Origin of the sequence: Cupriavidus sp. UYPR2.512 (genome assembly GCF_000379565.1) — a bacterium.
Classification (GTDB): domain Bacteria; phylum Pseudomonadota; class Gammaproteobacteria; order Burkholderiales; family Burkholderiaceae; genus Cupriavidus.
Map to the genome: position 1 here is coordinate 1 of NZ_KB903152.1, position 12,983 is coordinate 12,983.

Here is a 12,983-nt window from a genome sequence, read left to right on the forward strand (position 1 = left end):
CGCATCCGCATCACCGATGCGCTGCGACAACAATTCGTCGCGCACAGCCCAGATGGCTACGTCGTCATGCAGGAAGCAACCAAGCTGCTCGGCGTGTCCCGCCAAACTGTGTTGCAGCGTGTAAAGCGCGGCGAACTCGATGCCGTCCTGGTCTGCCAGGGACGGCGCAAAGGCTTACGCATCAAGGCAGTCAGCGAACAACCTGACCTCTTCGAGCACGCTTCATGAACCAAAGGGCATTGCTATGTATGATCCAAAAACTGTTCCAGATCGAGGTCTACAACCCACGTGTACCCCGACTGGATATAGCTCTGCGCTCGTGCCACCGCCTGATGCGCCGAGCGACCTGGCCGGAAACCATAGCTGGAGTCCGAGAAGGTCGGATCCCACTGCCTTTGCAGCACCTGCAGCACCGCCTGTTGGACGAGTCGATCGAGCGCAGAGGGCACACCCAACTTTCTGGTGCCGCCGTCCGGTTTCGGTATTTCGACCCGCCGCACCGGTTGCGGCCGGTAGCTGCCGCTCAACAGGGCCGCTCGTATCGTCAGCCAGTGCTCACGCAGAAACCCCGGTAAGGCCCGGACCGTCATGCCGTCCACGCCCGGGGAGCCCTTGTTGGCCTTCACTCGCTTCAGCGCCTGTCGCAGGTTCTCTCGTTCACATACTGCTTCCATCAGTCGGTCGCAAACCGACGGGCTTTCGGTCTCGGGCTTCGCCGCCATGGATTCAGCCCCTCGACGACAGAGCATCGGGGCTTCACCCCTATCCCCGGCATCAAGGCCGCCTTGCGTTTTCTGCTGCCCTTCCATGTCGAGTTGTCCGGCTTACTTGCCGCTCCTTTCCGTTCGGGCCTTCCGGCGTTGCCGCCGTACTTCGCCTTCTGCTGACTCCTGCCGGGCGGTCAGCGACCCTCACGAGTCGCTCAGTCCTGGTTCCAGGACACCCTGCAGGCCTCCCGAGGTAAGCCCAACCGCCTTCGCCACACACCTGCCAGATTTACCACCCCCGCCCTTGATGGTTATGGACTTCGCGATCATATGCTCGCTCGTCCGGCCGGGTAGGCCTCATATCTGATTTCTGTTCGTCAGGTCGTGGCTTTGTTCCACGCTTCCTTCAAACCCCGCCTCGCGACGACGCCCTTGCGCTTCACTAATCCTTCACCACCATCAGGTTGGATAGGGGACTTGCACCCCCGAGCTGTTGGGCATGCTCGGCACACATAAAAAACCCGCGGCCATTGCGGCCGCGGGCGGAAGCTTCAGGAAGACTCCGGAAGCTCTGTCATGGGGAGCGCCCCCGCACCCATGACCTGACCGATTCTAGGGGGGCGCCCGTGTTGCCAGTTTGACGCAGGTTAAATTTGTTCCAGTCGGATCCGGTTGCGGCCAGCCTGGCATGAATCACCCGGCGGCCGGCATCACCCCGGATCCGTCACCTCCTGCGGGGCAACGACAGCGCGCACCGGCGCCAGCCCGTCCCTGCCCTCCGTGCCATGGGCGTCGTCGGCAAGCACTGAGCGCACAATCTCGGCAAACGCCGCGTCCGCTTCCGGCATCGGCAGCAGCATCCAGACATGGAACATTCCCTCGCCCTCGTGATACCGAAGCGGCAGGCCTTGCTCGTCGGCCATCTGGCGGAACTTCCTGCAGTCGGGCAGCAGGATGTCGTGGGTGCCGATGAACAACGTGGTGGGCGGCAGCCCGCGCAACACGCCGTGCATGGGACTGACCTGCGGCAAGGTGACCGGATCCGCGCCGGCATAGACGCGCCCGCATTCAATGCCCCCAGGGCGTGACAGCATCGGGTCGAACGGCTCCAGGGCGTCGATGCCGGGATTGTCGCCGGTGGCATCCAGGAATGGCGACAGCAACACCAGGCGCCGCGGCAGTGGTTGGCCGCTGTCACGCAGCACCTGTGCCAGCGCCAGCGCCATGCCGCCGCCAGCGGAGTCGCCCATGACGGTCAGGTCTGCGCCCGGATAGCGCTGCCGCAGCGCCTGCCACAGCGGCACCATGGCCGCGAACACGTCGCGGTGGGTATGTTCCGGCGCCAGCGGATAGACCGGCACCGTCACCGCGCAGCCAAGCGCGTCCACCAGCTTGCCGATGAAATCCCAGTGCTGGCTGACGATATCAAAAACATAGCCGCCGCCGTGCAGGTAAAGGATATGACGGGCATTACCATGCGCAGGCCCGCTCCTGGGCTGCACGGTGTAGACCTCCATCCCTGCGATCCGCTCCTCGCTGACCGCGTGCCGCGCACGCAGGCGCCGGGACGGATAGGCGCGCCCGACGATACGGCGCCGCCGGATTTCATCATGGAGCGCCTGCGCGCTGGCAAACCGCCGCTTGCGCCGGACCAGGCGCAAGGCAAGCCGCCACAGCTGGCATTGCAGACTTGGCATCGTGTCTCCTCCCGCGCCGGTCTGTCGCCGGCGGCCAGAAAATGTAGGAACGCGCGGCACGGATTGCGCTCACGAGGGACTTTCACCCTCAAGTGAGTGCGCCCTGCCCGGCGCACCAATGAAAAAAGGAGCCGGCAAGCGGCTCCTTTCTTTCAGGACAACGTGGCGCAGATCAGGCTGCGGCATCCTTCAGCTTCTTCAGCGGACGGACCTTGACCTTGACGCTGGCCGGCTTGGCCGGGAACCAACGCTCTTCACCGGTGAACGGGTCCTTGCCGAAGCGCTTCTTCTTGGCCGGCACTTGCTGCGCCGTGACCTTCAGCAGGCCGGGCAGCGTGAACTCGCCAGCGCCCTTCTTGTTCAGCGCGCCGACGATGGTGGTTTCCAGGTGGGCCAGCACCGTCTTCACGGCCTTGGGTTCCAGCTGGGTCTGGGCTACCAGGTGAGCGACCAGGCTCGACTTGTTGAAGGTGTCCTTCAGCGGGCGCGCAACGGGCGCAGCGGCGGGAGCAGCCTTCTTGGCCGGCGTGGCCTTCTTGGCGGCAGCCTTCACGGGTGCCTTGGTTGCCGCAGCCTTCTTGGCAGCGGGCTTGGTTGCAGTCTTCGCGGTCGGTTTCGCTTTGGTCGCCATATCGATATTCGTAAGTTGAACAGATGGGTGTCGGCAGGTGTTTCGCATTGCTTCTCAGCGTTGCGCAATCGTCTTCTCGACGCCCACTGAATCATAGCGGAAAGTACCGTAAGTCAAGGGGTTTTCGTGCATGCGAAGCGTAAAACCCGGTGAAAACCCCGGGTTTTGTCGCGGCTTTGCCTCAGTGGAAACGCGAATACGGCCTACGTCCCCCCGTTTTGGCGTTCGCGGCAGCTTCTTCAGGTGCCTGCGCGCGCAGCGATGCGCGTGCCGCAGCGCTACCGTTTGCTGCCTGCTCACCCGTGCCAAGCGCCAGCAAGGAATCCGCGAAGAGGGTGCCGAGCGCGATCATCGCCAGCCTTGCATCGGCATGCCACCATGCCTGCCAGCACGCATGCAGGCCGGCCTGCATGCCGAACAGGCTCGCCACGCACAGCAGTGAAACCGGTGCACCGGCCGCCAGTGCGAGGCGCGCCGCGATATACGAAGGCAGCCTGGCGCTGGCATCGAGCCCGCTGCGCGGGCTGGCGGCGCGGCTGCGACTGCCGGCGGGGCTGCCTTGATCAGTGCGCGCGGGCGGCCATGGCCTCGCGCGTGTCGCGTGCCAGCCCAAGCGCAAAGGCGGTCTCCGCCACCAGGAACAGCGGGCCGATCAGCAGGCCGGCCAGGTCGTCGACGAACGCCGGCTTGCGCCCCTCGTAATAGTGGCCGATGAACTGGATCACCCATCCCACCACGAACAGGCCAAGGCCGATGGCAAGCCACCAGACGGTGGGCAACGCCGCAATGTGCGCGCCGGCATAGAGAAAGAACGCCAGGATGACCGCCATCGCTACCCCGAACACCAGCGACAGGCGCAGGTAGAACAGGCACGACAGGATGTACAGCAGCATCGCCGGCGTCATGTAGGCAGAGCCGTCGCCCAGCGGCAGGGCCGGGCGCGCCAGCAGCGTCGTCACTGCCAGCACGATCATCGGGATACCGATGAAGTGTGTAAAGACGTTGCGCGGGTCGCGATGGTAGGCGGCGTAGTTGGCCAGGTGTTCGATCAGGGTTTTCACGGGGGCGTCTCCTTGTATGCGCAGGCGTGCGCGCGCGGCGCCGCAAGGGCTTCCGGACGCTGCCGCCTGCTGCCGCGCGGCGGGCGCGATGTGGATTTATAGTAGTGGGCGCGCACCGTGCGGTCTGTCAGGTTTTTGACAGTCCGGACTGTCGCAGCGTGCCCTTGTGTGTCCCGGCTGACACCCGGCACAGCCCCCATCTGATAGGAGACCGGCATGGGACTGGCGAGCCCGCCGCAATGCCCCCCATCGCAACTCGCCGGCGCACTGCCCGGCCCGGTGCCGCCGCGCGACGATGCGCTTGCTGCCGTACGTGCCGGCGCCTGGTTCAGCCAGTTGCCGCCGGCGCTGCGCCAGGCACTGCTCGATGACGGCAGCCTGCGCCGGCTGGTTGCCGGCGAGACGCTCTTTGCCCGCGGCGACCGTTTCGACGGCCTGTATTGTGTCGCCAGCGGCACCATGCAGATCCACGCCAGCGGCGAATCGGGCAAGGCGGCGTTGCTCGGCCTGCTGGAGCCCGGCACTTGGTTCGGCGAAATCTGCCTGTTCGACGGCCTGCCGCGCACCCACGACGCGCGCGCGGTCAGCGCCACGATGCTGTGGCACGTGCCGCGCGCCAGCCTGGAACGGCGCCTGGCGCAGCAGCCGGCATGGTGGCAGGCCTTCGGGCAACTGCTGGCAGCCAAGACGCGCCAGGCCTTCAACTATGTCGAGGAAGCACAGTTGCTGCCGCCGGCGGCCCGCATTGCCCGGCGCCTGGCCGCGATCGCGCATGGCTACGGCAACCTGCCGCAGGCCCAGGCCACGCAGCGCGTGCGCATCCCGCAGGAGCAGCTGGCACAGATGCTGGGCCTGTCGCGCCAGACCGTGAACCATGCGCTGCGCGAACTGGAAGCACGGGGCCTGCTGCGGCTGGAGTATGGTGGCATTGAACTGCTTGACCTGCGGGCGCTGGAAGCGCTCAACTGAACGCATCGCACCGGAGCCCCGCACACCATGATGACCCTGGACGCCCCCCAACTGGACGCCTGGCTGGCGCGCCTCGGCATTGCCGCCCCGCCCTCGCCCACGCTGGAAGCGCTGGATATCGTATTGGCCGCGCACCTGGCCAGCATTCCGTTCGAGAACATCGATCCGCTGCTGCGCCGGCCAGTGCGGATCGAGTTGGATGCGGTCTTCGACAAGCTCGTCACGCGCCGGCGCGGCGGCTACTGCTTTGAACTCAATACACTGCTGGCGGCCGGGCTGGGCGCACTTGGCTACGCCGTGACGCCGCTGGCCGCGCGCGTGCGCTGGGGCGTTCCCGACGATGTGCCGACCGCGACCTCGCACATGCTGCTGCGCGTGGAAGTGGCGCATCGCAGCTACGTTGCCGATGTCGGTTTCGGCGGCCCCACGCCATACCGGGCGATGCCGCTGTCCGAGCCCGGCGATGACAGTTTTCCATACCGGCTGGCCCCTTCGCCGCCGGAGACCGCCGCCACCGCGTTCCACAGTTACGACCTGGAGGCGCGCGGCGATGCCGGCTGGATCAAGGTCTACCGCTTCGACCTGACGCCGCAGCCGTGGATCGATTTCGTGCCGCGCAACTGGTATGTATCGACACACCCTGACAGCGTGTTCCTGCAGCGGCTGATGGCCGCGCGCACCGACGGCGGCACCCGCGTGACGCTGGCCGACGGCGACCTGGCCGAGCGCGCACCGGACGGCACCGTGCACCGGACGCGGCTGGCCTCGCCCGAGGCCGTGGTGCAGGCCTTGTCGGATCGATTCGGCGTGCTGCTGGACGATGACCTGCGGCGTGGCCTGGCCGACGCCCTGCCGGCGTTGCTGGCGCCCGCAACGGTATCTTCCGGCACCTGAGGCGCCATGATTTTGCTATGCAGCATGCCTGCCATGCACGGCGCGCATTGCCCGCAGAAAGAATCCTGATATGGCCGGCGCACGGCACCCGGGCCTGTGGACTGAGGCCAGCGGCGCCACCATAATGTCCCGGCGATGCTGCCTGCGGGCACGTCGCCAGGACAAAGCCGGCCCCTGACGCCGGCGCAGCCATACAGGAGACTCCATGTCATTGTTTGATCTGACGGGCAAGGTTGCCATCGTCACCGGCTCCTCGCGCGGGATTGGCCGCGCCATCGCCGAGCAGATGGCCGTCCAGGGTGCCAAGGTGGTCATTTCTTCGCGCAAGATCGAGGCCTGCCAGGAAGTGGTGGATGCCATCAACGCCCGCCATGGCGCCGGCACCGCGATCGCGGTCCCTGCCAATATTTCTTCGAAGGACGACCTGCAGCGCCTGGTCGACGAGACCAACCGCGCCTTCGGCAAGATCGATGTGCTGGTCTGCAATGCCGCGTCCAACCCGTACTACGGGCCCATGAGCGGCGTGTCGGACGACCAGTTCCGCAAGGTGCTGGACAACAACGTCATCTCCAACCACTGGCTGATCCAGATGGTGGCCCCGCAAATGATCGACCGCAAGGACGGCTCGATCATCATCGTGTCGTCGATCGGCGGCCTGCGCGGCTCGCCCACCATCGGCGTGTACAACATCTCCAAGGCTGCCGACTTCCAGCTGGCGCGCAACCTCGCCGTCGAGTTCGGGCCGCACAACGTGCGCGTGAACTGCATCGCGCCGGGGCTGATCAAGACCGACTTTGCGCGCGCGCTGTGGGAAGATCCCGAGCGCTACAAGCAGTCCACCCAGGGCGCCCCCCTGCGCCGCATCGGCGAACCCGTCGAGATCGCCGGGGCGGCGGTCTACCTGGCGTCGGCAGCCAGCACCTTCATGACCGGCCAGGCGCTGGTCGTAGACGGCGGCGTGACCATCTGAGCGTCTGACCCAAGCGTTGCGGGCGCCGGCCCTGAGAGCCGGCGCCCGCCGCTTTTCCTGCATTTCCCTCAACCTGCAGTGCAGTTCCGGGAGGCAGTCATGTCGAGCAATCCGCAAGTGGCCGGCATCTGGCCGGTCATGTCGCTGGCCGAGGCCCACGCCCGGCTTACCGCGCCCGGCGCGCCGTTCGAAACCGAAACGCGCGTGATCCGCGGCATCCCCACCACCGTCTGGAAGAACGCACCGCCCACGCTGCGCGAGCTGTTGCTGGCCACGCGCGCGTTTGCCGACCGCACCTTCGTGGTTTACGAGGACGAGCGCGTTTCCTACGATGCCTTCCGGCGCGCCGCCATCTCCCTGGCCCATGCACTGGTGCGCGACGGTGTGCGCAAGGGCGACCGCGTGGCCGTGGCCATGCGCAACCTGCCTGAATGGCCAGTGGCTTTCTATGGCGCGCTGCTGGCCGGCGCAATCGTGACACCGCTCAATGCCTGGTGGACCGGCGCCGAGCTGGAGTATGGCCTGGCCGATTCGGGCAGCCGCGTGGCGATCGTCGATGCCGAACGGCTCGACCGCATCCTGGAACACCTGCCGGGCTGCCCGGCGCTGGAACGCGTCTATGCTTCACGTGCCGGCGGCACCGCGGCCGAGCCGCGCGTGGTCCCGCTGGAGAGCGTGATCGGCAGCCCGGCTGACTGGGCCGCGCTGCCGGACCAGGCGCCGCCGCAGGTCGACATCGATCCGGACGACGACGCCACCATCTTCTACACCTCGGGCACCACCGGCAAACCCAAGGGCGCGCTCGGCACGCACCGCAACTCCACCAACGTGGCAGTCGCCGGCAGCTTCAGCCCGATCCGCAACCTGTTGCGCCGGGGCGAGCCGATTCCCGCGCCCGACCCCGCCGCGCCGCAAAAGGCCATGCTGCTGGCGGTGCCGTTCTTCCACGTCACCGGCTGCATGGCGGTGCTCAACGGCGCCATCGCCACCGGCGGCAAGATCGTGCTGATGCACCGCTGGGACGCGCTGCGCGGCATGGAACTGATCGAGCGCGAGCGCTGCACCGCGGCCGGCGGCGTGCCCACCATCGCATGGCAGATCCTGGAGCATCCGGAGCGCGGCCGCTTCGACCTGTCCTCGCTGGAGAACGTCAACTACGGCGGCGCGCCGGCATCGCCTGAACTGGTGCGGCGCATCGGCGAGATATTCCCGCTGGCCGCACCCGGCATCGGCTGGGGCATGACGGAAACGTCGTCCACCTTCACCAGCCACAGCGCCGAGGAATACGTGATGCGCCCGGACAGCAGCGGTCCGGCGCTGCCGATCGGCGAGATGAAGGTGGTGGACGGGCTAGGCCGCGCGTTGCCGCCCGGCGAAACCGGCGAGCTGATGGCGCGCGGCGCCAATGTCGTGCGCGGCTACTGGAACAAGCCCGAGGCCACGGCGCAGACCTTTGCCGACGGCTGGCTGCGCACCGGCGACATTGCGCGGCTGGATGAGGAAGGCTACGTCTATATCGTCGACCGGATGAAGGACATGCTGATCCGCGGTGGCGAGAACATCTACTGCATCGAGGTGGAAAGCACCCTGTACGAGCATCCGGCGGTGATGGATGCCGCGGTAGTCGGGCTCGCGCACAAGACGCTGGGCGAAGAGCCGGCCGCGGTGGTCAGCCTGAAGCCCGGCATGCAGGCGAGCGAGGCCGTTCTGCAGGATTTCGTGCGCACGCGGCTGGCGGCATTCAAGGTGCCGGTGCGTATCCTGATTTACCAGGAGATGCTGCCGCGCAATGCCAATGGCAAGATCCTGAAGTCGAACCTGCGCAAGCTGTTCGACGCGGCCGCCTGACTCGCGGCAGGACAGCCGACTCGACAAAAACAACAAGGAATAACAAATTGACGGAACCAGCAAAGCGTGACCACTCCCTGTCCACGCCAGTGCGGGCACCTATCGCCGTGGCACTCGCCGCCCTGGTGGCGGGCTGCGCCGCCGGCGGCACCAACCTGTCCGCGGTGCCAGAGCTGCGCCCCGGCGTTGCGGCAGGGTACCTGGCGGCCGATGCGCGCCCGGACAGCCTGAAGCTGCTGCCCGGGCCGCCGGCGCAGGGCTCGCCCGCCCTGGCGCTGGATGAAGACGCCGCACGCCAGGCCGGCACGTTGCGCGGCTCGGCGCGCTGGCAACTGGCTACCGAAGATGCCGTGCTGACGTTCCCCCGGGCCGCCGGCGCGTTCTCATGCGCGCTGGGCGTGCCGGTCAGCGAGAAGGACACGCCCTACCTGAACATCCTGCTGCGGCGCAGCCTGGCCGATGCCGGCCTGTCCACCTACGGCGTCAAGGACCGCTACAAGCGCACCCGCCCCTTTGTGGCCAACAAGACGCCGATGTGCACGCCGGCCGAGGCCGCCAAGCTGGAAAAGGACGGCTCGTACCCGTCCGGCCACAGCGCCATCGGCTGGGCCTGGGCGCTGATCCTGGCGGAGGTCGAGCCGGAACGCGCCAATGACATCCTGGCGCGCGGGCGCGCGTTCGGTCAGAGCCGCGTGGTCTGCAACGTGCACTGGCAAAGCGATGTCAACGAGGGCCGCATGATGGCCGCGGCAACGGTGGCGCGGCTGCATGCCGATCCCACCTTCCGCGCCGACCTGGACAAGGCCCGCCGCGAAGTGGCGGCGGCACGCGCCAGCGGCGCGCGCCCGTCGCGCGACTGCCAGGCGGAGAGCGCAGCGCTGGCCCCCTGATCCGCCTGGTGCCGGGCCGGCTACTGCACGGGTTACTTCACGGGTTACTTCACCGGGATGGACGTGCCGGCCGGCACCGGCACGGCGGTGACGCTGTTCTGCGGGCTGCCGCTGACAATGCGGTCGGAGTACGTCAGGTATACCAGCGTATTGCGCTTGCGGTCGACCGCGCGCACGACGTGCAGGACCTTGAACAGGATAGACATGCGTTCGGAGAAGACGTTGTCCTGTTGCCGGATCGGCCCCTTGAAGGCGATCGTGCCTACCTGCCGGCAGGCGATCGATGCCTCCGGCGGGTCTTCGGCCATGCCCAGCTGGCCCTTGATGCCGCCCGTGCGGGCACGCGACACATAGCAGGTCACGCCATCCACCTGGGGGTCGTCATAGGCTTCGATCACGACCTTGTCAGAGCCGGTCATGCGGAAATTGGTGCTGACGCTGCCGATCTCCTCGGCGTGGGCGCCCGCGGCAGCCGCCAGACAGGCGACGGCCAGGGCCGTGCGGACGCGATTGCAGTTGCGCTTCATGGCGTAGTCGGTATTCAGGTCACCGACGACTTGATGTCGTCGTGGCGCTTTTCCATTTCCTGGCGCAGCGCGCGGCGCTGCTGGGCGGCGGCAAAGCGCTGGCGCTCCACCTCGTCGCGCGGCTCCAGCGGCGGCACCTCGGCCGGCGCGCCGTTGTCGTCCACGGCCACCATGGTGAAGTAGCAGCTGTTGGTATGCCGCACCAGCTTGCTGCGGATGTTCTCGGTCACCACCTTGATGCCGATTTCCATCGAACTGCGGCCGGTGAAGTTGACCGAGGCCAGGAAGGTCACCAGCTCGCCCACGTGGATCGGCTGGCGGAACACCACCTGATCGACCGACAGCGTCACCACGTAGCGGCCGGCGTAGCGGCTGGCGCAGGCATAGGCAACCATGTCCAGGTACTTGAGGATGGTGCCGCCGTGGACGTTGCCGGAGAAGTTGGCCATGTCCGGCGTCATCAGCACGGTCATGGAAAGCTGGTGGGACTGGTCGTTCATGATGCGGGTACGGATTGCGGGGCGGGGTTTCAGGGGCGAACCTGCGAGGGCGGCATTGCCTGAATGCAATGGCCGGAACGCTGGCGCCGGCAGTTTAACCCGGATCGTGCCCGCCGTTGCCGGCGGCCGCCCCGTGCCGGCAGGCGTGGCCGTGCCAGGCAACAAAAAAGCGGCCTGCAAGGCCGCTTTTCACGCTGTGGACGCAAATTGCTTACTTCTTCTTGTTCACCGCGTCCTTGAAACCCTGCCCGGCAGAGAACTTGACCGTCTTGGCGGCCGGGATCTTGATGGTCTCACCGGTACGCGGATTGCGGCCGGTGCGGGCGGCGCGTTTGCCGGCGCTGAAGCTGCCAAAGCCCACCAGCGTCACCGAATCGCCCTTTGCCACTGCCTTCTTGATACTGTCCAGCGCTGCGTTGAGCGCACGCTCGGCGGCGGCATTGCTCAGTTCTGCTTCCGCGGCGATGGCCGATACCAGTTCACCTTTATTCATGGCTGATTTCCCTTGTTGGTCGTCGTCACCGATGTGCGTGCCTCGCGGCAAAGCCATCGATCGGCGCAGTCTAATCTGCCCGTCGCGCGTAGAGCAATCCCCAGTGGCACCAATGCGACAAAAAAACCCGCAAATCCTTGCTTGAGGCCGGTTAGCGGGCAATTTCCCACGCTGTTCCCGCTTGCCTGAAGCCGGCTTTGCCTGGCCATCATGCCGCGCGGCAACGCCGGGCCGGCCCGCGCTTGGGGCAAACCAAAGCAGCATAGAACAAATTCCCACAAATGGGGCGACGCACCATAAAGGTTCAGCGTGTGCCGCCGCCGCGCGCCATTTCGGCGCATTCGAACCACCGCGGGGATGCCAGCGGCAACGTTGCCAACAACGCCGACCTGCCTGCACGCGGCATTCCGGTGCGGTTTTACCCGACAAGGTGCACCTGGCACCAGGATGTGGCAATTGCTGGAATGCTTTTTGCATACCCATGCTCCCATTTTGAGCATGAGGTCACTATGGACAACTGGAAGACCGGCACCGACGCCCTGTTTATCCTGCTAGGCGCCATCATGGTGCTGGCGATGCACGCCGGCTTTGCCTTCCTGGAACTGGGCACGGTGCGCAAGAAGAACCAGGTCAACGCACTGGTAAAGATCCTGGTGGATTTTGCGGTTTCAACCATCGCCTATTTCTTTATCGGCTACACCATTGCGTACGGCGTGCAATTCATGTCCGGGGCCGAAACGCTGGCGCAGAAGAACGGTTACGAACTGGTCAAGTTCTTTTTCCTGGCGACATTTGCCGCGGCCATTCCGGCGATTATCTCGGGCGGTATTGCCGAGCGTTCACGCTTCAATCCGCAGCTGCTCGCCACCTTTGTGCTGGTGGGTTTTGTCTATCCGTTCTTCGAAGGCATCGCCTGGAACCAGCGCTATGGCGTGCAGGACTGGATCACGCGCGTGGCCGGCGCACCGTTCCATGACTTTGCCGGCTCGGTGGTGGTGCATGCGCTGGGCGGCTGGATCGCGCTGCCCGCGGTGCTGCTGCTGGGCGCGCGGCGCGGGCGCTACCAGAAGGACGGCCGCATCAGCGCCCATCCGCCCTCAAACATCCCGTTCCTGGCGCTGGGCGCCTGGGTGCTGGCGGTGGGCTGGTTCGGCTTCAACGTCATGAGCGCGCAGACGGTCGACAAGGTCAGCGGCCTGGTGGCGATCAACTCGCTGATGGCAATGGCCGGCGGCACGCTGGCGGCCTGGGCGGCCGGGCGCAACGACCCGGGCTTTGCCTACAACGGCCCGCTGGCCGGGCTGGTGGCGGTATGCGCGGGCTCGGACCTGATGCACCCGCTCGGCGCGCTGATCACCGGCGCGGTGGCTGGCGCGCTCTTTGTCTATATGTTCACGCTGGCGCAGAACAAATGGCATATCGATGACGTGCTCGGCGTGTGGCCGCTGCACGGGCTGTGCGGCGCCTGGGGCGGCATTGCCGCGGGCATCTTCGGGGCCAGGGCGCTGGGCGGGCTGGGCGGCGTGTCGCTGGGCGCGCAGGCAATCGGCACCGTGCTTGGCATCGTGGTGGCAATGGCCGGCGGCACCCTGGTATACGGTGCGCTGAAGAAGCTGATTGGCATCCGGCTGGATGCCGAAGGCGAATTCAACGGTGCGGACCTGACCTTGCACCGGATTTCGGCAACCCCGGAACGGGAAACCAACTGGTAATCGCGTTCGGGCCATCCTGATGGAAACAGACAAGCTGCGCAGAGCAGCTTGTCTTAACAATAATTTGCTTGCGCTTCGGGCATG

The 12,983-nt window shown here is 66.4% G+C and carries 15 protein-coding genes and 1 pseudogene; 8 read left to right on the forward strand and 8 right to left on the reverse strand.

Annotation, left to right across the window (positions count from 1 at the left end; all coding sequences use genetic code 11):
* A pseudogene (locus tag A3A5_RS39365) lies at positions 1-228 on the forward strand (recombinase family protein); the annotation flags it as partial.
* Positions 229-242: 14 nt separating this feature from the next.
* Here A3A5_RS39365 and A3A5_RS0125755 read toward each other — a convergent pair.
* The 4 genes from A3A5_RS0125755 to A3A5_RS43600 all read right to left on the reverse strand — a co-directional run bounded on the left by A3A5_RS0125755 (position 243) and on the right by A3A5_RS43600 (position 3,447).
* Entirely contained in the window at positions 243-809 is a 567-nt protein-coding gene (locus A3A5_RS0125755; protein ID WP_018313357.1) for a reverse transcriptase domain-containing protein, read from the reverse strand.
* 608 nt (positions 810-1,417) lie between these two features.
* Positions 1,418-2,404 (reverse strand): alpha/beta hydrolase fold domain-containing protein, encoded by a 987-nt coding sequence (locus tag A3A5_RS0125760; protein WP_018313358.1) that lies wholly within the window; start codon positions 2,402-2,404, stop codon positions 1,418-1,420.
* Positions 2,405-2,576: 172 nt separating this feature from the next.
* The gene (locus A3A5_RS0125765) at positions 2,577-3,035 is read right to left on the reverse strand and encodes an HU family DNA-binding protein (RefSeq protein WP_018313359.1); all 459 of its coding nucleotides are present in this window, start codon (positions 3,033-3,035) and stop codon (positions 2,577-2,579) included.
* A 181-nt stretch (positions 3,036-3,216) separates the two neighbouring features.
* A complete protein-coding gene (locus A3A5_RS43600; protein ID WP_081623987.1) occupies positions 3,217-3,447 on the reverse strand; it encodes a hypothetical protein in 231 nt (76 codons plus the stop codon).
* On the opposite strand from A3A5_RS43600, the gene A3A5_RS43605 reads away from it, so the two are divergent.
* The gene (locus tag A3A5_RS43605) at positions 3,446-3,598 is read left to right on the forward strand and encodes a hypothetical protein (RefSeq protein ID WP_157637297.1); all 153 of its coding nucleotides are present in this window, start codon (positions 3,446-3,448) and stop codon (positions 3,596-3,598) included. The two genes, A3A5_RS43600 and A3A5_RS43605, sit on opposite strands and share 2 nt — an antisense overlap.
* On the opposite strand, the gene A3A5_RS0125775 is transcribed toward A3A5_RS43605, so the two are convergent.
* Positions 3,599-4,096: a DUF962 domain-containing protein gene (locus A3A5_RS0125775; protein WP_018313361.1), complete on the reverse strand. Its 498-nt coding sequence runs from the start codon at positions 4,094-4,096 to the stop codon at positions 3,599-3,601.
* A 216-nt stretch (positions 4,097-4,312) separates the two neighbouring features.
* Here A3A5_RS0125775 and A3A5_RS0125780 point away from each other — a divergent pair, with 216 nt between their 5' ends.
* The 5 genes from A3A5_RS0125780 (at position 4,313) to A3A5_RS0125800 (ending at position 9,667) form a co-directional block, all read left to right on the forward strand.
* A complete protein-coding gene (locus A3A5_RS0125780; RefSeq protein ID WP_018313362.1) occupies positions 4,313-5,065 on the forward strand; it encodes a Crp/Fnr family transcriptional regulator in 753 nt (250 codons plus the stop codon).
* 27 nt (positions 5,066-5,092) lie between these two features.
* A complete protein-coding gene (locus tag A3A5_RS0125785; protein WP_018313363.1) occupies positions 5,093-5,959 on the forward strand; it encodes an arylamine N-acetyltransferase in 867 nt (288 codons plus the stop codon).
* 205 nt (positions 5,960-6,164) lie between these two features.
* Positions 6,165-6,929 carry an SDR family oxidoreductase gene (locus A3A5_RS0125790; RefSeq protein ID WP_011617096.1) on the forward strand — a complete coding sequence of 255 codons (765 nt, stop codon included), beginning with the start codon at positions 6,165-6,167 and terminating at the stop codon, positions 6,927-6,929.
* A 99-nt stretch (positions 6,930-7,028) separates the two neighbouring features.
* Positions 7,029-8,777 (forward strand): class I adenylate-forming enzyme family protein, encoded by a 1,749-nt coding sequence (locus A3A5_RS0125795; protein ID WP_018313364.1) that lies wholly within the window; start codon positions 7,029-7,031, stop codon positions 8,775-8,777.
* A gap of 47 nt (positions 8,778-8,824) precedes the next feature.
* Positions 8,825-9,667 (forward strand): phosphatase PAP2 family protein, encoded by an 843-nt coding sequence (locus A3A5_RS0125800; RefSeq protein ID WP_232431459.1) that lies wholly within the window; start codon positions 8,825-8,827, stop codon positions 9,665-9,667.
* A gap of 44 nt (positions 9,668-9,711) precedes the next feature.
* Here A3A5_RS0125800 and A3A5_RS0125805 read toward each other — a convergent pair whose 3' ends face one another.
* The 3 genes from A3A5_RS0125805 to A3A5_RS0125815 form a co-directional block, all read right to left on the reverse strand.
* A complete protein-coding gene (locus tag A3A5_RS0125805; protein WP_018313366.1) occupies positions 9,712-10,194 on the reverse strand; it encodes a CreA family protein in 483 nt (160 codons plus the stop codon).
* Positions 10,195-10,208: 14 nt separating this feature from the next.
* Positions 10,209-10,694, reverse strand: a complete 486-nt coding sequence (locus A3A5_RS0125810) for an acyl-CoA thioesterase (protein ID WP_018313367.1) — start codon at positions 10,692-10,694, stop codon at positions 10,209-10,211.
* Between the two features lie 211 nt (positions 10,695-10,905).
* Positions 10,906-11,187 (reverse strand): HU family DNA-binding protein, encoded by a 282-nt coding sequence (locus tag A3A5_RS0125815; RefSeq protein WP_010814166.1) that lies wholly within the window; start codon positions 11,185-11,187, stop codon positions 10,906-10,908.
* 509 nt (positions 11,188-11,696) lie between these two features.
* Between A3A5_RS0125815 and A3A5_RS0125820 the strand changes: the two genes are divergently transcribed.
* Positions 11,697-12,899, forward strand: a complete 1,203-nt coding sequence (locus A3A5_RS0125820) for an ammonium transporter (RefSeq protein ID WP_018313368.1) — start codon at positions 11,697-11,699, stop codon at positions 12,897-12,899.
* Positions 12,900-12,983: the final 84 nt, after the last annotated feature.

Excerpts from the sequence above, each read along its gene's own strand:
- A3A5_RS0125755 (WP_018313357.1), bottom strand. The coding sequence starts at position 809 with ATGGAAGGGCAGCAGAAAACGCAAGGCGGCCTTGATGCCGGGGATAGG.
- A3A5_RS0125760 (WP_018313358.1), bottom strand. The coding sequence starts at position 2,404 with ATGCCAAGTCTGCAATGCCAGCTGTGGCGGCTTGCCTTGCGCCTGGTC.
- A3A5_RS0125765 (WP_018313359.1), bottom strand. The coding sequence starts at position 3,035 with ATGGCGACCAAAGCGAAACCGACCGCGAAGACTGCAACCAAGCCCGCT.
- A3A5_RS43605 (WP_157637297.1), top strand. The coding sequence starts at position 3,446 with ATGCCGAACAGGCTCGCCACGCACAGCAGTGAAACCGGTGCACCGGCC.
- A3A5_RS43600 (WP_081623987.1), bottom strand. The coding sequence starts at position 3,447 with ATGCAGGCCGGCCTGCATGCGTGCTGGCAGGCATGGTGGCATGCCGAT.
- A3A5_RS0125780 (WP_018313362.1), top strand. The coding sequence starts at position 4,313 with ATGGGACTGGCGAGCCCGCCGCAATGCCCCCCATCGCAACTCGCCGGC.
- A3A5_RS0125785 (WP_018313363.1), top strand. The coding sequence starts at position 5,093 with ATGATGACCCTGGACGCCCCCCAACTGGACGCCTGGCTGGCGCGCCTC.
- A3A5_RS0125790 (WP_011617096.1), top strand. The coding sequence starts at position 6,165 with ATGTCATTGTTTGATCTGACGGGCAAGGTTGCCATCGTCACCGGCTCC.
- A3A5_RS0125795 (WP_018313364.1), top strand. The coding sequence starts at position 7,029 with ATGTCGAGCAATCCGCAAGTGGCCGGCATCTGGCCGGTCATGTCGCTG.
- A3A5_RS0125805 (WP_018313366.1), bottom strand. The coding sequence starts at position 10,194 with ATGAAGCGCAACTGCAATCGCGTCCGCACGGCCCTGGCCGTCGCCTGT.
- A3A5_RS0125810 (WP_018313367.1), bottom strand. The coding sequence starts at position 10,694 with ATGAACGACCAGTCCCACCAGCTTTCCATGACCGTGCTGATGACGCCG.
- A3A5_RS0125815 (WP_010814166.1), bottom strand. The coding sequence starts at position 11,187 with ATGAATAAAGGTGAACTGGTATCGGCCATCGCCGCGGAAGCAGAACTG.
- A3A5_RS0125820 (WP_018313368.1), top strand. The coding sequence starts at position 11,697 with ATGGACAACTGGAAGACCGGCACCGACGCCCTGTTTATCCTGCTAGGC.